Genomic DNA, 19083 nt, shown 5'->3' on the forward strand with positions numbered 1-19083 from the left:
TCCAACATTCAAGCAGAAGTTGGCACGCTGCGCGCGTCAATCGGGGAGTTTCCCCAGCGCACTGCATCGTGCTGGGGTAAGTGAGGAAAAACCGAGTCGACCTTTGGTCGGTCTGGTAAACGTAGCTCAGAATTGCTAAATCATTCTATACTTAGCGTTGTGAATGTCTTGAAACAAGACGCTCGAGAAGCCTTGTCGATCCCAGTCAATGCTGCAAAACTTCTGTGGTGGTACTTGCCCCAGCTGTTGACGGTGATATGCCTAGCGCTGGCAGCACGAGCTGCTGTGCTCTGGGGAGCGTTACTGCTGTCGGAGTACTCGTCATTGGCGGCGACTTTGTTTTTCCCGTTAGCCCCGCTATCGGTGATGGTGGGAATCATAATGTGTTTCTGGATACTGCAGCCCTCAATGGAGTTTTTCGGAGGTGAATCGCGTTTTAAAAGGCTGGACAGAGTAACTCTTCTAACTATTGGTAGCTTGTTCGTCCCCTTTTTGGCAGTCTACGTCTCTCATGGACTCCTTCGAGATGACCTTTCCAGCTTGCATTATGCTGCTGTCACAGTAGAAGCAGCTACTACAGCGAAGGATTATAACTTTAGCCGAGTCTTTCTGGAGGATGGTTGGCTCGCATTCGGATTCGTTATCACCGTAATTGCATTACGGAAAATAATTAGCGTTGCGAAGATCAGCGAGAAGTTTTTCAGCGCTGCAATGTTAGCAGCATACTTTGAAGTTCTATGGATGTCGTCGGCAAGCGTGAACCTAAAGCTCACGTACACGAGTATCAAGTCGTGGGTTCTCACGCGAAAAGGTGTGGGAGACCTCTGGGAACGATTCAACGAATTTCGTGATTGGGTAGTGAGCCATACCTGGATAATTGGTGATTTTCTAGGATGGATTTGGGATCATGCGGGGGCCCTAGCGAATTTCGTTATCGTTCCATTTTCGTGGTTGACGATTTGCGCAGTCGTTTTCAATACGAGTTTGACGATCGAGCGTCATGATGATTCATCTCGGGCTAAGGCGATCTCGGTGCCTCAGTTAGCGAATAAATCAGCCACCCCAGAGGATGGAAGGCGCCTCTGGGCGCAGTATGGCCGTCGCTATACGAGGGCGGCCTATGGATCAACCAAGGAATTATTGGATTATGCGGCTCAACCAGTATTGGGGCCTTTTCGCAATGCTTGGCGGAATTTCAAGACTCTGACACCTGCCGGTGCAATTCCAATGTTAATCTTTTGTTTTGCATTCATGGCTACAGCCTCGGTGGAACTAGGAGTAGTCCAAATCGCTAGAGCTGCACTGAAGCCATTGGCTTTGGACACACTGACTGCTGCGATTGAACCGTACATCATGGCCGTAGCACGCACCGCATACTTTTTGGTTGCGATTCCTCTCGTGATTGCTGCCGTGGACCGATTCCTCGTTACCAGATCTGAGTCTTCCAAACAGCCTGATTCAACTAAGGCACTTCCGATTTCAGAAAGTATTGTGGTGCCTGATCAGGAGAACAAAAGGACTGGTAATGCCGCGGAAAGAACGTCCGAAAAGAATCAAGGTTCGTGAGCCCAAAAGACTTTTAATCTTGCTGCCTTGGTTCGGAACGGTCCGGTCGTTTTCGTCCTTGTTGCATCCATTCTGGGTAAGGCTGTTTCGAATACGATCCTTGGGGGAAAGATTCGAGGAACGCCAGTTAAGAAAACAGACTCGCTCACAGTGATTACAGGAACTAATAGGCCTCAAGATCGATTCGAATCCGAGATGGGGGAAGCCAATAGATGAAGATATTGGTAGGTGTAAATCCACGGTTTGTGGCAAAATAATGCGATGTTTTCCACGTTTGAGGGCGTTTTTCCGACCTTTGATTAATACTGGATTCGTATTCAATGACGGTGTAGCCGTCGGGGCCTTTTCGGCCATTCGGTTGACAGGCATCGTTTTCGAGAAACTGGGTTGGATCGTCCTCGGGTGAAGTGCTGAGAATAGAGGGATGCATTAATTCCTCACGGTCGGCTAACTTTACATAGCAAGAATTGAGAGGACTATCTGGCGGAGCGTTCCATATGAAAGTGGCCTTATAAAATGAGCCAACGTTGGAATAGGTCGGAAATTGTTTGTCTCGAGCGGCATTGAAAGCCTCGGCGACTTCTTCCTGGGATACTTCGCCAAAGCTATCTAGTTTAACGATGGCTTCTCGCGTAAAGCGTTCCCCATCCACGTTTTCTGCGAAATGGAAGTCTATAGGTTGTCCAAGCGTGCCTACAGTCTCAGAGTGAAAGGTTGTTGGCCTGTATCCGTGAATTAGTAGTGAAGATGAGGCGCCCAGCATGATGATGCATGCGATGATGGCGCCTAACCAGTACCAGGGTTTGGGTGTGGGCTTTGTCATGGTTTCAATTCAACGGGGAATCTAATGTATTTTTCCATCGGTACTTTTTGTTCGTAAAAACCGCCTCCGATGCCATGTCCAATTCGGAAATATAGCGTTGCATGGCCGAGAGCATCTTCGGGAAAGTCGATTGGAGTCATGCATCGGACTGGTTCGGCAAGAATCTCGGGTTCGCATGTTTCCATTTTTGCCCAAAAAACTCGTTGGCTGGCGTCTTCCATGTAGAAAGTGGGGTGGTAATCTCCTTGCGAACGTGTAACGGTGTAGGAAACATTTGCTCTATAAACTTTTGTATGTGCTGTTGATCTTGAAGGTTGTCCTTCTAGGGCTACTGTTGCCCTGGAGGGAAACGCGGGTGTTTCGTCTTGGGGGAGTGGCCTCGTTTCAATCTGAAGGTTGGAGATTGTCGCGTGGCGTGGAACGTTGTCGTCATACTCTAAAGGGGAGTATAGAGATTCCTTTGCGTCGGGCAATTGATCGTTGATGGCCATTCCGATGGACGTGATTGCTAAACCGAGAGTAACGTTCAGAAGCTTACGTGATTGGGGTACTTTTGGCCGATGGGAGGGTGGTCTGGTCATGATAGTTTCAGGCGTGAATGCGGAACAGGATCGAACCAGTCGTAGGACATGTCCAGGTTTGACTTCCGGAATGAGAGGTTGTTCAGCGTCATTGTGAGATTGGGAAGGGCTTGAATGTCAAAGATTAGCGTAAATGGGATACCCGGGTTTGCCCTTGTTATTCCTTTCTGATCTGGTGACATTGATATGTCGTATTCGGTAGATGAAATTTTCTCCCCATTGCTTTCTAGTGTGAACATTTTTCTGTACATAAACCAGTTGAATGGGTAGTCGCTCGTATTCATGAAGGTAGCTTGAAAGGAAACTGTTCCATCTTCGGTTTGCAGATCGGAGATAACAACATCTGCTTGCTGAAGATGAACGATTTCGTCTGGTTGCACAAGTGGTGGTACGGCGGACTCGGCTGTTTCGGTATTTCCAATCGCTAACAACCCACCACCAAGCGCGAGAATAGCTGCCTTGAACTTGGTCGAGATTTCTGGGGAAAGGGTCTTGAAAAGTGAAACTCCTTTTGAGCCTAGCCGGCGGTGAAAGTTTCTTGCTTCCCTCATGTCGTTTATTCAAGCAGAAGCCGTCGCAATTCGCTTACATATCGGGAGGCTTCTTCTGAGCCGTGGCATCGGATTGAGGTTCTCAAACATGGAAAGTATCCCAACCTGCGGAGGGTGGGGTGCAGCAGGCATAATTGGGGGCTATGACTCGTATTTTTGGAACCGACGGAGTTCGCGGTCTCGCGAACAAGAAGCTCACCCCGATTCTGGCGCTGCGCCTGGGACAGGCTGCGGCAGAGGTTTTGACCTCGGACCGTGAGTCCTACGAGCGCCGCCCGCTCGCCATTATCGGCCGTGACCCCCGCGTATCCGGTGAGATGCTGGATGCAGCCATCGCATCGGGTTTGGCCTCGCGTGGCGTCGACGTCGTCCGTGTTGGCGTGCTGCCGACCCCGGCCATCGCGTTCCTTACCGATGACTTTGGGGCCGATCTCGGCGTGATGATTTCGGCGTCGCACAACCCGATGCCGGACAACGGCATTAAGTTCTTCTCCGCGGGCGGCAAGAAACTCCCGGATGAGGTCGAAGACCGCATCCAAGACACCATGGACACCATCACGGAGGGCGGTCCAACAGGCACGAAAATCGGCCGCATTATTTCTGAGGCTCCCGATGGCCGCGAGCGTTACCTCAAGCACCTCGCTGAAGTTGTCACCACTGACCTGACCGGCATCAAGGTTGTTGTCGATACCGCCAATGGTGCTGCGTCTAAGGTGGCTCCAATTGCGTATGAGGCAGCTGGTGCTGAGGTTTTTGCTATCCACAACAAGCCGAATGCCTTCAACATCAATGAGGACTGCGGTTCGACCCACATTGACAAGGCACAGGCGGCCGTCGTGGAGCACGGCGCAGACCTGGGCCTGGCGCATGACGGTGACGCCGACCGCTGCTTGGCCGTTGACGCCGAAGGCACTGTCGTCGACGGTGACCAGATTATGGCGCTGCTGGCCGTGGGGATGAAGGAGGAGAATGACCTCCGTTTCAACACGCTCGTAGCTACTGTCATGTCCAACCTGGGTCTCAAGATCGCGATGAAGGAGCAGGGCATTGAGGTCAAGGAAACTGCGGTGGGTGACCGCTACGTGCTTGAGGAGCTCAACCGTGGTGATTTCTCGTTGGGCGGTGAGCAATCCGGTCACGTCGTTCTTCCGGATGATTGCACCACCGGTGACGGTACGCTGACCGGCCTGTCCATCATGGCGCGCATGGCCAAATCCGGGAAGTCCCTCAAGGAGCTGGCTTCCGTCATGACCGTGCTGCCACAGGTCCTCATTAATGTTCCGGTGTCTGACAAAGCCGTGATTCTCGACGCCCCCGAGGTCAAGGAAGCCATCGCCGCCGCCGAGGCGGAGCTGGGTGACACTGGCCGCGTACTGCTGCGTCCGTCCGGTACCGAGGAGCTTTTCCGCGTCATGGTGGAGGCCTCTGAGAAGGAGCAGGCACGCAAGGTAGCAGGACGCCTTGCCGCGGCCGTTTCCGCAGTGTAAATCACGTGTTCAGCGGTTCCCCGGAAAATTTGGGATGACGGGGAACCGAGAGGGGGCTTTCTCAGTCCAATAAGAGCAGGAATAACTGTTCATTGTGGACGAGAAGGAGGGCGCTTGTATGCCCGACGTATTTTTTGATGAAGACGAAGCCATGCGGCTTCTGAGCAACGTCATTGACCAGACTGCCGTGCAAAGCGATGCCCACCGGGGCGATGCCCCCGATTTCCCTCAATCCTCAGCAGGCAGGGATTTTGGGGGTCATGGAGCACAGATTCAAGCACTGTTGAGTCGCTTGCATGAGCGTGGCGCCTGGCGTTTGGACAACATATCTGCCACCGCTGACGCCGCCCGCGCGCAGATCCGCGCCTACGGTGATGTCGATCGTGGTCTTGCAGGTCAACTCGGCGCGCAAACCACGGGGGTGAACTAGTGTCGACGGTGGTCAAATCCCTTCTGGGGGATTATTCACAGGCGGTATCCCAGTTTCAGGCTGCCAGTATGGGCAGCTATGCCGGCCCCAGCACGCCTATCGGCTTGCTGGGGGACATGGTGGGATCGGTCGAAGGCATCAACCCAGGTGACCTAGTCATGAACACTGCGTCCGCGATGGGCGCGCGGCGTCCGTTGGGCGGTGGTAAGGGCTTGAAAGAGTTCTTGTTCGGCACGGTACTGTCTCTGGCTGGAGGCGCGATTATGGACCGCTTACGTGGCGTCCAGGATGACTTTGAAGAGGAACGTCGGGAGGCCGATGACCTCGTGGAGTCAGCGCAACAATGCTCGGATGCCATTGAGGATGTTGTTCACATCTCTGACTCTGCTTTGGTAGAGCTCATTACGGCAGTAATCCCGCTACTCAACATTTTGACCATGCTGCTGCAGCGTCATCCCCTGGGCAAGCTCATCATTCCAGTGATTTCATCCATCGGTGGTGACCTCATCGAGCAAACGAATGACACAATTTCGCAGACGTGCCGGGATCGCGATACCGCTATTGAGAACTGCTACTGCGAGTTTGAACAACGTTGTAGTGACGTCTGCGAACGCGAATTGCCCGAAACTCCACCTGCGCCTGAGTGCGGCCGCGACGACAATTCGCAGCCCTGCCCGCAGCCCAGCCCTGAACCGTGTGAGCCGACTTCACCTGAGCAACCAGCACCGCCGACCCAACCTGCCTCCCCGGCAGCTCCTGCCACGCCAGATTCACCTACGCAGCCGTCAGGGCCTTCGGCTCCAAGCCAGCCCTCCGCGCCTGAAGCTCCGGGTGAGCAGGAGACACCACCGAAGGAAGAGACCGAACCTGCGGCCGTAGAGCCTCGGGAGTGCCCGCAGCCCGAGTCTTCACCGAAGCCGGCACCACCAGTTGAGCCTGAAACAGCGCAGAAGGTTGCTCCAGCCGAGGAGATTGTCCCGAAGACCCAGCCACAAAGCGTCGCTGCTCCGGAGCCTATGACGACCGTTCCGGAGATAGAATGCGAGAACAACGCTCCCGAACCATGTGGCTGTCCCGAGACCTTTGAGGACTCTTCCTGCGATTGCGAAGAAGCCAAAGGCGTTCGCGACGACACACCCACTACGCCAGCTGATGCGGGTTCTGACGCTTCGACGGAGATGGTCCCTCCTGCGGACCCACAGCCAACTGAAGACTCAAACGGTACCGATGAAACCCACGAACCGGACGATGCTGGCACCCCGGATGAGTCGGAAGATAGCGAGGACGTGGAACCACCCGCCCCGACGGAGGAGTGCACTCCGGAGGTGTCGTGCAGCGGAATCCTGGGCATCCTCGGCGTGGGGGTTGCGCTGGTCGGGATTGGCCTCCTCGCTGATGCAGCTATGGATTTTCTGGAAAATGTTCCGGAACCGGAGATTGCGCCGGAGCCCGAGGACATGCCGGCCCCCGAACCTGAGCCTGAACCAACTCCGGAACCTGCAGGAAGCGATGGTGTGATTGCACCACCTCCGGAATTGAGCGCGGTGCCAGAACCTGCGCCCCCGGCGGAGAAACTTGCACATGTACAAGCAGCTGGAGCTTCAGTTCCTGCAGATCCGATGCCTGCTCCGCCGCCGTCGCCTGAAGCAGCCCCGGGGACTGAACAGCACGATGGTCCTGAGGCACCGCAACCAGATTCCCCGTCCGTACACGCACGAAAGGCAGGGCAGTGGTAATGCCGCATAACGATTTTGATGAATTCGCCCGCGGGTTCCGTGAGCGCACCGCAGCTCGGTTACTGGAGTTTGAAAAGGTGATGGCCAAAGCGCAGGAAGACCTAGAAAAGTCTGCGCAGCGCGCTACCCAAGCCCAAACGCACGCAGAAAGACAGGGACGAAGCCCAGCTTCTAGAGGCGTTATGCATGGACAAAGCCAGGGACAGGGCCAGAACCGCCCGCGTGGTCAAGTGCAATCGGTGCTCAGGCGCAGCTGATGCAGCAGCGAGAAACAAGTCTGGTTCCTCGCAGTCACAGGTGATACTGTGAGGTGCCTGACTACTGCATGTATCAACCAGGGTGAGGAGAATGCCGCATGTCAGTGCCTTGGCTTTATGACGTCCTGTGGGGCGTTCTTCCCATGCTGTACCTCTTGGTGGCTTTTGTTGTGCTTGGCGTTGAGATTAAATACGACAGAGATATGGCGCACATAAAGCTGTGGACGGCCGCTCAGTTGCTTCTTCCAGGCATTGGACTTATCGCCTGGTGCCTTATTGAGGTCCCTCGACTAAAAAGGCTACAGCAGGACGGATAACTGACCGTCCTGCTGTAGCTGAAGGAAGAGTTGCGCCTTGCGGCGCCTTCTAGTTGATACGTATTTAGTCGCGTTCGAAGCCAGCGCGCTGAGCCAGTGCCTCACCGGTGAAGCTTTCGACGCCCTTCGCGGAAGCGTCGGCAGCCGCGAAATCGTCATACTTAGACTCGCCGGCAAGCTGGCTGAGGAGGAAGCCGGTGACGAGACCGCGGGCGGTCTCCACCGCAGAGCCCTGGAAAAAGCCGGAGCCGAGCGCTAGCTTGAAGAACTTGTCCTCGCTAAAACCGGACTGCGTGCCCTTAGCAATCTCGCGGTACGCCACTGGGCCGGCCCACGCGTTGGCCAGCTTGGAAGGGTTGCCAGCGCGGAAAATATCATCCTGGCCCGAGCCAATGATGAGGCCACGTGCCTTCACAGCACGTGCGGCTTGGATTGCGGACGGTGACGTATCAGCAGGGTAAAGTGCGGCCACCGCGCGGACCTTGGAGTTATCCACTGCAGCTAACGTAGCGACGCCGCCGCCCATGCCGTGGCCGACAATGCCCAGCTTCGAAGGAGAAACCGAAATCTTACCGGCGCCCATCTTGACACCTGTGGCGATCTGCAGGGCGCTTTCGACGTCAGCAACCAAGTTGCGGTGATTGGCAAAAGCGCCGGTTTCCGTATCTGGGGCCACGACGACGATGCCCCAGCTGGCCAGGTGGCGCAGGGTGGCGTGATAGTCCTTCACGTTCTTCGTCCAGTCGTGGGCAAAGGCCACGGCCGGCAAGCCTTTACCCTCAGCGGGGGTGTAGACCTTGCCCTCCAGACCTGCATAGGACAGGTCACCAACGAGGACGCGGTGCGGGCCGCGCTTGGACAACGTACCGAGATGCTTCTTCAAATTCGCAGACACGCTTTACAGAATAGAGGAAAGACTGCCCGCACAGGTGGAATGCGTCGTGTAGAGGGGTCTTTAAAGACGACGATGAAGGTGGCGTCCTCTGCAGTGAAAGTCCCGTCCCTGACCTTCGGTGGAGGGGATCCGTGCTGTAGGATCCCGTTTTATGTGTGGAATCGTTGGATATGTAGGCCATAACACTGATGGTCGTGACTACTTTGCCCTGGACGTGGTGCTGGAAGGCCTGCGCCGTCTCGAATACCGCGGGTATGACTCCGCGGGCGTTGCCATGTACACCGATGGTGAGATTGGCTGGCGCAAGAAAGCCGGTAAGGTAGCGGCACTTGAGGCGGAAATCGAAGCCCGCCCGCTGAAGGATTCCGTCCTGGGCATTGGTCACACCCGTTGGGCCACTCATGGTGGCCCGACGGATCTCAACGCCCACCCGCATGTGGTTGATGAAGGCAAGCTTGCCGTCGTTCACAACGGCATCATTGAGAACTTCGCCGAACTTAAGCACGAGCTGGAGTCCAAGGGCCACAACTTCGTCTCCGAAACTGATACCGAAGTAGCTGCCACCCTGTTGGGCGATATCTTCCACGACGAAGCTGGTGAAGACCTCACCAAGGCTATGCAGCTGACCGCTGCCCGCCTCGAGGGTGCCTTCACTCTCCTGGCTATTCATGCTGACCAGGCTGACCGCATCGTGGCGGCACGCCGCGATTCGCCGCTGGTCATTGGTCTGGGCGAAGGGGAGAACTTCCTTGGCTCAGATGTTTCGGGCTTCATCGACTACACGAAGTCCGCCGTCGAGATGGATAACGACCAGGTTGTGACCATCACCGCTGACGACATTGAGATCACTGACTACGATGGCAACCCTGCCGAGGGCAAGCCTTTCGAGATTAAGTGGGATGCTGCTGCAGCTGAGAAGGGCGGCTACAACTCCTTCATGGAGAAGGAGATCCACGACCAGCCTGCTGCCGTGCGCGATACGCTGCTTGGTCGCCTCGATGAGAACGGCAACCTGGTTCTCGATGAGATTCGTATTGACGAGTCAGTGCTGAAGTCCATCGACAAGATCATCGTCATCGCCTGCGGTACGGCAGCTTATGCCGGCCACGTCGCGCGCTATGCCATTGAGCACTGGTGCCGAATCCCGTGCGAGGTTGAGCTCGCCCACGAGTTCCGCTACCGCGACCCAATCGTGAATGAGAAGACCCTCGTGGTGGCTCTGTCGCAGTCCGGCGAGACCATGGATACTCTCATGGCCGTGCGCCACGCACGTCAGCAGGGCGCCAAGGTTATCGCCATTTGCAACACCCAGGGTTCCTCCATTCCTCGCGAGTCCGACGCTGCCCTGTACACCCACGCCGGTCCGGAAATTGCTGTGGCCTCCACCAAGGCCTTCCTGGCGCAGATCACCGCAACCTATCTGCTGGGCCTGTACTTGGCGCGCTTGCGCGGCAACATGTTCTCCGATGAGGTCAACGCTGTCCTCAACGAGCTGCGTGCGATGCCCGACAAGGTTGGAAAGGTTATCGCCAATGAGCAGCAGGTCTATGACCTGGCCAACGCTATGGAGAACGCCAAGTCGGTGCTCTTCCTGGGCCGCCACGTGGGCTTCCCGGTAGCGCTTGAAGGAGCGCTCAAGCTTAAGGAGATTGCGTACCTCCACGCTGAGGGCTTCGCTGCTGGTGAGCTCAAGCACGGCCCCATCGCACTGATTGAGGAAGGCCAGCCGGTCTTCGTCATTGTGCCGTCCCCGCGTGGCCGCGATTCCCTTCACTCCAAGGTGGTCTCCAACATCCAGGAGATCCGCGCCCGTGGTGCCATCACCATCGTTATTGCGGAAGAAGGAGATGAGGCTGTGGAGGCCTACGCCAACCACATCATTCGCATCCCGCAGGCGCCGACCCTCATGCAGCCGCTGTTGGCCACCGTGCCGCTGCAGATCTTTGCCTGCGGCGTGGCCACGGCTAAGGGTTATGACGTGGATCAGCCACGTAACCTGGCCAAGTCCGTCACCGTGGAGTAAATCCATCCCCAGTACCAACGAGCGGGCAGCGAGCATGGAGCTCCTGCCCGCTCGTGGCACAATGAGGGCATGTTGAGAACCACCGTTGACCTCGCCGCTATTGCCCACAACGTCGCTGTTGTTAAGGAGGCGGTGGCCCCAGCCCGTCTTATGTGCGTGGTTAAGGCGGATGCCTACGGCCACGGCATCGAGCGTGTGGCTCCAGTCATGGAGGAGGCGGGAGCGGATGCTTTCGGTGTCGCCACACTGTCCGAAGCCGTGGCGCTGCGTCAGGTCATCCCCACCGCTCCAATCGCCGGTTGGTTGTGGGACCCGCACGAGGATCTCACACCGGCGCTGGATGCCGGCATTCAGATAGGCATTCCTTCCCTCGAGCACGCTCGTGCACTGATTGCGACTGGGCGCCACACTGAGGCTTTCGTGATGGTGGAGACGGGGATGCACCGGTCGGGCGTCGATAAGCACGAGTGGTCCGAAACGTTCGCAGTGCTTCGCGACGCCCCCACGATCACCGTCCTCGGCCTCATGTCCCACTTTGCGTGCGCAGATGATCCTACGCATCCCCACAATGACCACCAGGAAGCGGAATTCCGGGAGGCCCTTTCCTGTGCCCGTGAGGTGGGACTGGAGTGTCCCATTAACCATCTGGCGAACTCTCCGGCGGCGCTGACGCGGCCCTCCGCGCGCTTTGACCAGGTGCGCGTGGGCGTGGCTCTCTACGGGCTGGAGCCCGTCGCCGGCCGCGAGCATGGACTCATACCTGCCATGAGCTGGGAAAGTTCCGTCGTGGCAGTGAAGCCGATTTCGGCAGGTGAGTCCACGAGTTATGGACTTACGTGGACCGCGGAGAGTGACCGCTACCTCGCCACTGTGGCTGTTGGCTATGCTGACGGTCTTCCGCGCGACGTCCAAGGGGCGCTCCACGTGGGGCTTGGTGGTGAGCTATACCTGCAGGTGGGGCGCGTGTGCATGGACCAGATCATCGTTGATCTCGGTTCCAACCCGCACGGCGTGGAGGCGGGGGACACTGCTGTCCTGTTTGGCCCTGGCGGAATGAGCGCGACGGAGCTTGCCGACGCCGCCGGAACCATCAACTATGAAATCGTGTGCCGTCCCACCGGCCGTACCACCCGAATTTATTGTGAAGGAACTTCTAATGCTTAGTGATTTTCCACACTCTGGAACCCGCGAGGCCGCCACTGCGGAGGACGCGCAGGTTTTCGGCGAAGAATTGGGAGCCGCGCTCGAAGCCGGGGATCTTGTCATTCTTGATGGCCCTCTGGGTGCCGGAAAAACCACCTTTACCCAGGGCATTGCTCGGGGAATGCGGGTGAAAGGGCGGGTCACCTCACCCACCTTTGTCATCGCCCGCGAGCACCCCTCAACCGTGGGTGGGCCGACGTTGGTGCACGTCGATGCCTACCGGCTCCTTGACCATTCCGATGATCCATTGGGGGAGCTCGACAGTCTAGACTTAGACACCGATCTCGAAGACGCTGTGGTTGTTGCTGAGTGGGGTGGCGGCTTCATGGAGCGTCTATCGGATTCCTATCTTGCTGTATCAATCAACCGCGACTCAGAGGATGATGTCCGCGTCTTTACTTGGAATTGGGTGATGTGATGTGCTGGCCTTTTTGGCTGAACAACCCCTCTTAACACTCTTTTTGATCATGGCGGTCGGTTTGGCCGTCGGTAAAATCAACTTTTTTGGAATTTCCCTCGGTGCCGCAGCTGCAATGTTCGTGGCTTTGGGCTTGTCCGCAGCTAACCCGGACATTGTGGTTCCCCCGTTTGTCTACCAGTTTGGTCTGGCCATCTTCGTCTACGTCATTGGTTTGAACTTTGGTCGTAGCTTCTTTGAGGATTTCCGTCGACGCGGCTGGAAGATGTCGTTGGTCGTCATCATTCTGTTCTTCGTTTTGGCTGGCCTGACCACTGCGGCGGTGCGCTTTTTCGATCTCGACCCGGCCCAGGCCGTCGGTATGCTGGCCGGTTCCCAGAGCTCCACGCCGGGTATGGCTGCTGTGGTTGAGACATTGGGTGGAAACAGTGCCCCCGTCGTTGGCTACTCCCTGGCCTACCCTGGCTGCATCATCGCCACCATCCTGGTAGCCGCAATCGGCGCCCCGCTCTTCGGTATCAACCACGTCAAGGATGCCAAAGAAGAAGGCATGCTGTCCGAGCCTCTCAAGTGGAAGGCAGTGCGCCTGACCAAAGACCACGGCATTACCGTGGGCGAGCTTGCGGAATACACGGGTGAGGCGGTCATCGCTACCCGCTGCCTCCGCACGTCGAATGATCACGTCCTTGCTGATCCGAACATGGAGCTGCGTGCCGGTATGGAGCTTCTGCTCAACGGCACCATCCCAGCGCTAGAGCGCGCGATCGCTATCTTGGGCGAAGAGATACAACTGCATCTTCATGAGGAAGATGGCCTTATTTACCGCCGCCTCACGGTGTCGAATCCGAAGGTCGCCGGCCGCACGATTGGGGAATTGGACACCTTGAGCCATGGCTTCCTCATCGCCCGTATCCGCCGCGGTGATACTCAAATCGTGCCGAATGAGAACACCGTGCTCTACTACTCCGACCGTGTCCGTGTTGTCACTGCACCGGGCCGTCTTGATAGCGTCCGTAACTTCCTCGGTGATTCCGAATCCAAGCTCGGCAACGTTGACTTGTTCCCCTTTGCCCTTGGCTTGCTCATCGGCCTACTCTTCGGTGCTATCCCGATTCCGCTACCAGGCGGTACCACCCTGTCCTTCGGTTTCGGTGGCGGCCCCATCGTCGTGGGCCTCATCCTCGGTGCGCTTGGCCGAACGGGCCCCATTCACTGGCAGATGCCATTCCACGCTAAGCAGACCATCTCGACCTTGGGCCTGACCTTGTTCTTGGCGGGCGTGGGTACCTCTGCCGGTGGTCAGTTCCGTGACGCCTTGTCGGATCCGACGTCACTGAAGTACATGGGTGTGGGCGTTGTGCTGTCCCTCGTTTCTGCCATCGGCATCGGTCTCGTGTGCACCTTGGTGCTGCGTCTCAAGTTTGATGAGGCCATGGGCGTAGCCGCCGGCATGACCACCAACCCTGCGGTCATGGCATACCTTAACTCGCAGACCGGAACTCAGTTGGCGGAGCGTGGCTATGCCACGGTTTATCCGACCACGATTATCGGAAAGATCCTCATGTGTCAGATGCTGGCGCTGATCATCGTCTAACACGCGCCTGCGCTGGGTAGTGCAGGAGCATGGGAGGGCAGTCGCGTAGGATGAACGCGTACTGTACCTCCCTTTTTTAGGAGCGAATAAACTTTATGAACAAGCTCGGCCAATTCATCACCACCGTTGTTATCGGCGGCTTCGCCATTTTCCTTGCGGCCCTCATCGCATTATCGATGAATAAAGACTCCGCTGATGGCGAGATCACGTCGACGCTGTCTGAGACTCTGACGGACTACCCGAAGAACCTCAACTTTGCAGCGCTCCTCGTTCCGGACGTCTACGGTTCCGACCAGATTGGCGGCCTCGTGGTGTGCCCGGGCACGACGGAAAAGGACCTTAGCGAAGCCCAGGTGGATACCGCTGACATTGAATTCGAGGACGGCAAGGTGGCCGATGACGTGAACTACTTCGTCACCGTCTCCACCGAGCAGGAGTATCACGCGGAGAAGCTTCAGCGCTCCAACGTTGATCTGTGTGACGAGCTGCTCAAGCAGACTGAAGCTGCGAAGCAGCAGGGGCAGGACCTGCCGGCTGTGTACCCGGTCCAGCCGAACACGCCGATGCAGTTCCTCCGCGCCGAGAAGGATGACGACAGCACCAACTGGCACTTCGTGGGCTAATGAAGGTTCTCGCACTCGACACCGCCACGACTGACCTTGTCACGGGAATCGTCGACACGGACACGGGCGAGAGCATCGATCGCGTCATCACCGATACTCGTGCGCACAATGAGCAGCTCATCCCCACGATTGAGGAGCTGCTTGTCGACGCCTCCCTCACCTACCCCGACCTCTCCGCCCTCGTCGTGGGCACGGGGCCGGGTCCCTTCACGGGGTTGCGCGTTGGCATGGCTACGGCGTCCGCCCTGGGCGTGGCGTTGAACCTGCCGGTGTATGGCGTGTGCACGCTCGATGCCATCGCGCATGGTCGAGCAGGGGAGTGGCTGGTGGCCATCGATGCGCGCCGCAAAGAGGTGTACTGGGGCACCTATGCCGATGGGCGCCGGGTGAGCGGCCCTGAGGTGTCCAAGCCGGAAACGCTTGAAATGCCGACGGACTCCGCGCGGCTCATCTTCCCTGAATCCATCGCCCCGCGCCTGCCGGAAGCCCTTTCCGGGCTTCCCCGTGAGTGGGCGACCCCGCGCGCGGCCGGCCTTGTCGCCTGCGCAGATTTTACGGCCGAACCCGCGCCGCTCGTCCCGCTTTATCTGCGCCGCCCTGATGCGAAGGTTCCGCAGGCTAAGCCACGCTCAACCGCGCTCGTCGGCGGCGCTGAACTGACCGAATCATGAGGTTGCGCCCGCTCACTCCTGCTGACGCCCCGCGCTGCGCTGAGCTGGAAAAAATCCTCTTCCCGGGCGAAAGTCCCTGGCCCGCGCGTGCCTTTGAACAGGAGATCGCCGCCGGACACACCACCTACTGGGCAGTGGATGAGGCGGAGCAGGATGATGAACCTTGGGAAGCTCTGGGCTACGCCGGCGTGGGGCGGATGGGTCCTGCCGCGTGGCCGGACTATGAAATCCGCACCATCGGCGTGGCGCCCGAGGCGCAGCGCCGCGGCATCGCGCGCATGATGATGGATGCTCTCGTCGAGTTGGCAGATGCCCACGATGCGCCCATCTTCCTCGAAGTCCGCGTGGGCAACGAGCCTGCCATCCGCCTCTACGAGGCCTATGATTTTGTGATCAACGGGCTGCGTCGCAACTACTACCAGCCGTCCGGCGCCGACGCCCACACTATGTACCGACCACGAAAGAGTGAGAGATGATCATCCTCGGAATCGAGTCCTCCTGCGACGAAACCGGCGTGGGAATCATCCAGCTGTCGGACGACGGCCACATGGAGATCCTCGCTAACGTTGTGGCCTCCTCCATGGACCAGCACGCGCGTTTCGGCGGCGTGGTTCCTGAAATTGCCTCCCGCGCCCACCTTGAGGCCATGCCGCAGGTGATGGAGGCGGCGTTGGAGGAGGCGGGCGTCGAGAAGCCTGATGCGGTAGCCGCCACCGTGGGGCCGGGCCTGGCCGGCGCGCTTCTCGTGGGTGCCTCCGCCGCCAAGGCCTTCGCTTCCGCGTGGGGCGTGCCTTTCTATGGCGTCAATCACCTCGGTGGGCACGTGGCGGTGGCCAACCTCGAGGGCGAGGAGCTGCCGCACTCGGTCGCCTTGCTCGTCTCCGGCGGGCACACCCAGCTGCTGGAGGTTGAGGCCGTGGGCAAACCCATGAAGGAACTGGGCACCACGCTTGACGACGCCGCCGGCGAAGCCTACGACAAAGTCTCCCGTCTCCTGGGGTTGGGGTATCCGGGAGGGCCGGTCATCGATAAGCTGGCCGCCCAGGGTGAACCCATCATCGACCTGCCGCGCGGTCTCTCCCGCGCCGAGGATCTGCGTGGCCCCAACCGCCACAACTTCTCCTTCTCTGGCCTCAAGACCGCAGTGGCGCGCCATGTGGAAAAGGCCGAGCGCGAAGGGCAAACAATTCGCGTCGAGGACCTCTGCGCCTCCTTCCAGGAAGCCGTGGCGGACGTGCTCACCGCCAAGGCCGTGCGTGCGTGCCAGGACACCGGGGCACAGGTGCTGCTGCTCGGCGGTGGCGTGGCGGCGAACTCGCGCTTGCGTGCGCTGGCCGCCAAGCGCTGCGAGTCCGCAGGAATTGAGCTGCGCGTGCCGCGCTTTTCCCTGTGTACCGATAATGGTCTTATGATTGCGGCCGTTGCCGCCCAGCTGATTCACGAAGGCGCCGAGCCTTCCGGGCTGGCCTGCGGTACCGATACCCAACTGGAGGTGGAAATCCCGCTTCTAGCGGATGCGGAAACCCCAGCCCACCGGTAGTCTTGGGGCTGCATACTGCCCCGCTGGCTATCAAGGAGCTCTCACCGCTATGACCACTGGATTCCTCGTCAACCCGGACCTGTCCCGCCGCACCATCGAGTTCGAGCTGGAACAGGCTAATCAGTTCCTCGGCGGCACCACCGAAGACCGCGTCTCCGTGGCCTTCCAGGACGATGGCCAGACCTACGCCGCCCTCTTCAACCCAAACGCCAAGGCCGAGGGCGCTGACCCGAACCCGGTGGCTTCCCTGGCTCGCAACGCTGCTGATACCGGCAACTCCGCCTTCCTGCAGGACCCGATCCGCTCCATCTGCGGCCCGGTGATTTTCGTTGCCGCCGACGGCGATGACAAGAACATTGACGAGGTCATCGAAGCCGTTGAGCACGGCATCCGTGCGGTGAAAAACTACCGCGAGGACAACCCGGAGGAGTACAACCTCTGGCGCGCGGCCGTGCTCAACTCTGACAAGCAGGTCTAATTCCAGCCGTTGTTTGTAGGGCCTGATCGCTTTTCTAGCGCTCGGTGTGCCGCAGCCATGTTAATACGGCCTTCACCCGTCGGTTGGAGTCCTCGGGTCGAAACCCGAGCTTTATAAATACATTGGAGACGTGCTTGCTTACTGCTCCGGAGGTAAGGACGAGCGTGTCCTCAATGTCTTTATTGCTCAATCCTTGGGCCATAAGCCCCAGTACCTCCCGCTCGCGAGGGGTGAGCCGGGCTAAACCAGTGTGCCTTGCGGAAAGCAGCGCCGTGACCACCTCTGGGTCTACCACGGTGCCGCCGCGGGCGACATCGTTAAGCGTGCGCACGAATTCCTCAACATCAGAAACGCGCTCCTTGAGTAGGTACCCGAATCCGCCGTGCTCCAGGAGGCGGTCGAGATAGCTTGCCGCTACGTATTGGCTGAGCACCACTACGGGTTGGGCGGGGTTGGCTGCTCGCAGATCATGCACGGCTTGAAGCCCGTCATCGGTCATCGTGGGCGGCATGCGCACATCGCTGATAATGAGGTCGAAGTCTTCCTGCCCTGCGATGGCGCGCAGTGCTTCGGCATCTGTGATTGCCGTGACGCTATGGCCTAACGCACTGAGTAGTTGCTCCAGCCCCGCGCGCAGGAGCGCGGAATCTTCTGCGAGTAATAGCTTCATTTCGCCTCCCTCAGCGGTAGTTTGACCAGCAGCTGGCCGCCGCCTTCACCCGTAGCATTGGCGCTAGCAGCATCAAAGGTCACCGTGCCGCCGAGTGCAGCAGCACGCTCGCGCAGCCCGGCGAGGCCCGTGCCCGAACCCACAGATGCACTCTCACCGTCCGGCTCTTTGTCCGTGGGTCCCGTGCCATTATCTACGATTTCTAGGCGCAGCATATCCCTAAAAGCGATCGTTACCGCGGCTTCGGTGGCTGCGCCGTGCTTAGAGGCGTTTGTGAGCGCCTCGGCGACTGCATGGTAGGCCAGCAGTGCTGTGGTCTCGTCAATCGAGCTCTCAGCGCCCTCTACGCGAAGTGTGGTCTCAAGTCCGGAATGGGCGAGTAACTCGTCGAGGGCGGGGATAAGTCCGTCATCGAAAAGCACCTGCGGCGCAATGCCACGCACTGTCGCCCGCAATGAAGCCAGGGCCAAAGAGGCATTATGTTCTGCGTCAGTCAAGGCCTGCTGTGCTTGGGAAGGGGCTTGTAGTTTTGCCGCGGCCAAGTTGAGCTTCAGCGCGGTGAGGTACTGCTGCGGGCCATCGTGCAGTTCGCGTTCGATGCGGCGGCGCTCGCCGGAGAAGGCATCAATGAGTGTGGTACGCGAAGCTGCCAATTCCTCAGCCGAAGGACTCAATGCCAGCCGCGTTAGCGTGGTCGACGCCAAGACCAAGAGGCGGTTGAGGCCTACCAATAGAGCCACCAGCACTGCCGCGGCCAGCCAGCAGGTGAAGAAAATCAGCGGACGGTTGGAGGTGGACCACTCGCCAACGGAGAACTCAGCCTTAGGCACGAATGGCGCTATCACTAGCACACCCGCTGTGAAACCCAGGGCCGTCCACGCGGTAAAACACGCAGCTGAAATCAATAACTGCAACACGAGGTGATAGAACTGCTGCCAATCAAACCATCGATCTGCGCGCCGGGGTGGAATTTCCACGCCCATCCACTGTGCCCCCAACCGGCCGACAAACTCCGCGGCGCGACCCACCAATGGGATCCACGGCAGCATCAACACCGAAATCACCAAGGTTGGGATACACAGCACGCCAAGGAGGAGGCTCCACGCACAGGCTTTGAGGGTTCGCATAGTCTTCGACCCTATCCGCCATGCCGGTGGAAGGGCAGTGGAGCTAGCTCCACCATTTTCCGGGTAGCCAGCCCCATGTCATTGCTTTGCGTG

The 19083-nt window shown here is 58.4% G+C and carries 20 protein-coding genes; 14 read left to right on the top strand and 6 right to left on the bottom strand.

Annotation, left to right across the window (positions count from 1 at the left end):
* Positions 1–159 precede the first annotated feature (159 nt).
* Positions 160–1566 carry a hypothetical protein gene (locus M5J09_RS02890; protein ID WP_257156888.1) on the top strand — a complete coding sequence of 469 codons (1407 nt, stop codon included), beginning with the start codon at positions 160–162 and terminating at the stop codon, positions 1564–1566.
* Between the two features lie 163 nt (positions 1567–1729).
* Here M5J09_RS02890 and M5J09_RS02895 read toward each other — a convergent pair whose 3' ends face one another.
* The 3 genes from M5J09_RS02895 to M5J09_RS02905 all read right to left on the bottom strand — a co-directional run bounded on the left by M5J09_RS02895 (position 1730) and on the right by M5J09_RS02905 (position 3521).
* Positions 1730–2389, bottom strand: a complete 660-nt coding sequence (locus M5J09_RS02895; RefSeq protein WP_257156889.1) for a hypothetical protein — start codon at positions 2387–2389, stop codon at positions 1730–1732.
* Complete coding sequence (locus M5J09_RS02900; RefSeq protein ID WP_257156890.1) at positions 2386–2880, bottom strand: hypothetical protein; 495 nt, start codon at positions 2878–2880, stop codon at positions 2386–2388. The genes M5J09_RS02895 and M5J09_RS02900 overlap by 4 nt, the downstream gene beginning before the upstream one ends.
* Positions 2881–2966: 86 nt before the next feature.
* On the bottom strand, positions 2967–3521 hold the full coding sequence (locus M5J09_RS02905) for a hypothetical protein (RefSeq protein ID WP_257156891.1): 555 nt from the start codon (positions 3519–3521) through the stop codon (positions 2967–2969).
* A gap of 143 nt (positions 3522–3664) precedes the next feature.
* On the opposite strand from M5J09_RS02905, the gene glmM reads away from it, so the two are divergent.
* The 4 genes from glmM to M5J09_RS02925 all read left to right on the top strand — a co-directional run bounded on the left by glmM (position 3665) and on the right by M5J09_RS02925 (position 7748).
* Complete coding sequence (glmM, locus tag M5J09_RS02910; protein WP_257156892.1) at positions 3665–5008, top strand: phosphoglucosamine mutase; 1344 nt, start codon at positions 3665–3667, stop codon at positions 5006–5008.
* 118 nt (positions 5009–5126) lie between these two features.
* Positions 5127–5438, top strand: a complete 312-nt coding sequence (locus M5J09_RS02915; protein WP_144791354.1) for a hypothetical protein — start codon at positions 5127–5129, stop codon at positions 5436–5438.
* 68 nt (positions 5439–5506) lie between these two features.
* Positions 5507–7174: a zinc metalloprotease gene (locus M5J09_RS02920; RefSeq protein ID WP_257156893.1), complete on the top strand. Its 1668-nt coding sequence runs from the start codon at positions 5507–5509 to the stop codon at positions 7172–7174.
* A 355-nt stretch (positions 7175–7529) separates the two neighbouring features.
* Complete coding sequence (locus M5J09_RS02925) at positions 7530–7748, top strand: hypothetical protein (RefSeq protein ID WP_257156894.1); 219 nt, start codon at positions 7530–7532, stop codon at positions 7746–7748.
* A gap of 64 nt (positions 7749–7812) precedes the next feature.
* On the opposite strand, the gene M5J09_RS02930 is transcribed toward M5J09_RS02925, so the two are convergent.
* Entirely contained in the window at positions 7813–8643 is an 831-nt protein-coding gene (locus M5J09_RS02930) for a dienelactone hydrolase family protein (protein ID WP_257156895.1), read from the bottom strand.
* 151 nt (positions 8644–8794) lie between these two features.
* Between M5J09_RS02930 and glmS the strand changes: the two genes are divergently transcribed.
* From glmS to M5J09_RS02975, 9 genes are all read left to right on the top strand, one after another.
* Positions 8795–10666, top strand: coding sequence for a glutamine--fructose-6-phosphate transaminase (isomerizing) (gene glmS / locus M5J09_RS02935; RefSeq protein ID WP_257156896.1), 1872 nt, complete (start codon positions 8795–8797; stop codon positions 10664–10666).
* Positions 10667–10735: 69 nt separating this feature from the next.
* The gene (gene alr / locus M5J09_RS02940) at positions 10736–11830 is read left to right on the top strand and encodes an alanine racemase (RefSeq protein ID WP_257156897.1); all 1095 of its coding nucleotides are present in this window, start codon (positions 10736–10738) and stop codon (positions 11828–11830) included.
* Positions 11823–12287 (top strand): tRNA (adenosine(37)-N6)-threonylcarbamoyltransferase complex ATPase subunit type 1 TsaE, encoded by a 465-nt coding sequence (tsaE, locus tag M5J09_RS02945; RefSeq protein WP_070537429.1) that lies wholly within the window; start codon positions 11823–11825, stop codon positions 12285–12287. The genes alr and tsaE overlap by 8 nt, the downstream gene beginning before the upstream one ends.
* Before the next feature lies 1 nt (position 12288).
* On the top strand, positions 12289–13881 hold the full coding sequence (locus M5J09_RS02950; protein ID WP_042529418.1) for an aspartate:alanine exchanger family transporter: 1593 nt from the start codon (positions 12289–12291) through the stop codon (positions 13879–13881).
* 95 nt (positions 13882–13976) lie between these two features.
* Complete coding sequence (locus M5J09_RS02955) at positions 13977–14504, top strand: hypothetical protein (RefSeq protein ID WP_257156898.1); 528 nt, start codon at positions 13977–13979, stop codon at positions 14502–14504.
* The gene (gene tsaB, locus M5J09_RS02960; protein WP_144791339.1) at positions 14504–15175 is read left to right on the top strand and encodes a tRNA (adenosine(37)-N6)-threonylcarbamoyltransferase complex dimerization subunit type 1 TsaB; all 672 of its coding nucleotides are present in this window, start codon (positions 14504–14506) and stop codon (positions 15173–15175) included. The genes M5J09_RS02955 and tsaB overlap by 1 nt, the downstream gene beginning before the upstream one ends.
* A complete protein-coding gene (gene rimI, locus M5J09_RS02965) occupies positions 15172–15651 on the top strand; it encodes a ribosomal protein S18-alanine N-acetyltransferase (protein WP_257156899.1) in 480 nt (159 codons plus the stop codon). Before tsaB ends, rimI begins: the two co-directional genes overlap by 4 nt.
* Positions 15648–16715, top strand: coding sequence for a tRNA (adenosine(37)-N6)-threonylcarbamoyltransferase complex transferase subunit TsaD (gene tsaD / locus M5J09_RS02970; RefSeq protein WP_257156900.1), 1068 nt, complete (start codon positions 15648–15650; stop codon positions 16713–16715). The genes rimI and tsaD overlap by 4 nt, the downstream gene beginning before the upstream one ends.
* 49 nt (positions 16716–16764) lie before the next feature.
* A complete protein-coding gene (locus M5J09_RS02975; protein WP_257156901.1) occupies positions 16765–17193 on the top strand; it encodes a hypothetical protein in 429 nt (142 codons plus the stop codon).
* A 34-nt stretch (positions 17194–17227) separates the two neighbouring features.
* Here the strand turns inward: M5J09_RS02975 and M5J09_RS02980 are convergent, their stop codons facing one another.
* Entirely contained in the window at positions 17228–17863 is a 636-nt protein-coding gene (locus M5J09_RS02980) for a response regulator transcription factor (protein WP_257156902.1), read from the bottom strand.
* Complete coding sequence (locus M5J09_RS02985) at positions 17860–18990, bottom strand: sensor histidine kinase (RefSeq protein WP_257156903.1); 1131 nt, start codon at positions 18988–18990, stop codon at positions 17860–17862. The genes M5J09_RS02980 and M5J09_RS02985 overlap by 4 nt, the downstream gene beginning before the upstream one ends.
* Positions 18991–19083: the final 93 nt, after the last annotated feature.

It is taken from the genome of Corynebacterium sp. BF-R-2 (genome assembly GCF_024586525.1).
Classification (GTDB): domain Bacteria; phylum Actinomycetota; class Actinomycetes; order Mycobacteriales; family Mycobacteriaceae; genus Corynebacterium; species Corynebacterium singulare.

Bases quoted from the DNA above. Each gene is read 5' to 3' on its own strand.
- M5J09_RS02895 (WP_257156889.1), bottom strand. From the start codon at position 2,389: ATGACAAAGCCCACACCCAAACCCTGGTACTGGTTAGGCGCCATCATC.
- M5J09_RS02900 (WP_257156890.1), bottom strand. From the start codon at position 2,880: ATGGCCATCAACGATCAATTGCCCGACGCAAAGGAATCTCTATACTCC.
- M5J09_RS02905 (WP_257156891.1), bottom strand. From the start codon at position 3,521: ATGAGGGAAGCAAGAAACTTTCACCGCCGGCTAGGCTCAAAAGGAGTT.
- glmM (WP_257156892.1), top strand. From the start codon at position 3,665: ATGACTCGTATTTTTGGAACCGACGGAGTTCGCGGTCTCGCGAACAAG.
- M5J09_RS02915 (WP_144791354.1), top strand. From the start codon at position 5,127: ATGCCCGACGTATTTTTTGATGAAGACGAAGCCATGCGGCTTCTGAGC.
- M5J09_RS02920 (WP_257156893.1), top strand. From the start codon at position 5,507: ATGGGCAGCTATGCCGGCCCCAGCACGCCTATCGGCTTGCTGGGGGAC.
- M5J09_RS02925 (WP_257156894.1), top strand. From the start codon at position 7,530: ATGTCAGTGCCTTGGCTTTATGACGTCCTGTGGGGCGTTCTTCCCATG.
- glmS (WP_257156896.1), top strand. From the start codon at position 8,795: ATGTGTGGAATCGTTGGATATGTAGGCCATAACACTGATGGTCGTGAC.
- alr (WP_257156897.1), top strand. From the start codon at position 10,736: ATGTTGAGAACCACCGTTGACCTCGCCGCTATTGCCCACAACGTCGCT.
- tsaE (WP_070537429.1), top strand. From the start codon at position 11,823: ATGCTTAGTGATTTTCCACACTCTGGAACCCGCGAGGCCGCCACTGCG.
- M5J09_RS02955 (WP_257156898.1), top strand. From the start codon at position 13,977: ATGAACAAGCTCGGCCAATTCATCACCACCGTTGTTATCGGCGGCTTC.
- tsaB (WP_144791339.1), top strand. From the start codon at position 14,504: ATGAAGGTTCTCGCACTCGACACCGCCACGACTGACCTTGTCACGGGA.
- rimI (WP_257156899.1), top strand. From the start codon at position 15,172: ATGAGGTTGCGCCCGCTCACTCCTGCTGACGCCCCGCGCTGCGCTGAG.
- tsaD (WP_257156900.1), top strand. From the start codon at position 15,648: ATGATCATCCTCGGAATCGAGTCCTCCTGCGACGAAACCGGCGTGGGA.
- M5J09_RS02975 (WP_257156901.1), top strand. From the start codon at position 16,765: ATGACCACTGGATTCCTCGTCAACCCGGACCTGTCCCGCCGCACCATC.
- M5J09_RS02980 (WP_257156902.1), bottom strand. From the start codon at position 17,863: ATGAAGCTATTACTCGCAGAAGATTCCGCGCTCCTGCGCGCGGGGCTG.
- M5J09_RS02985 (WP_257156903.1), bottom strand. From the start codon at position 18,990: ATGCGAACCCTCAAAGCCTGTGCGTGGAGCCTCCTCCTTGGCGTGCTG.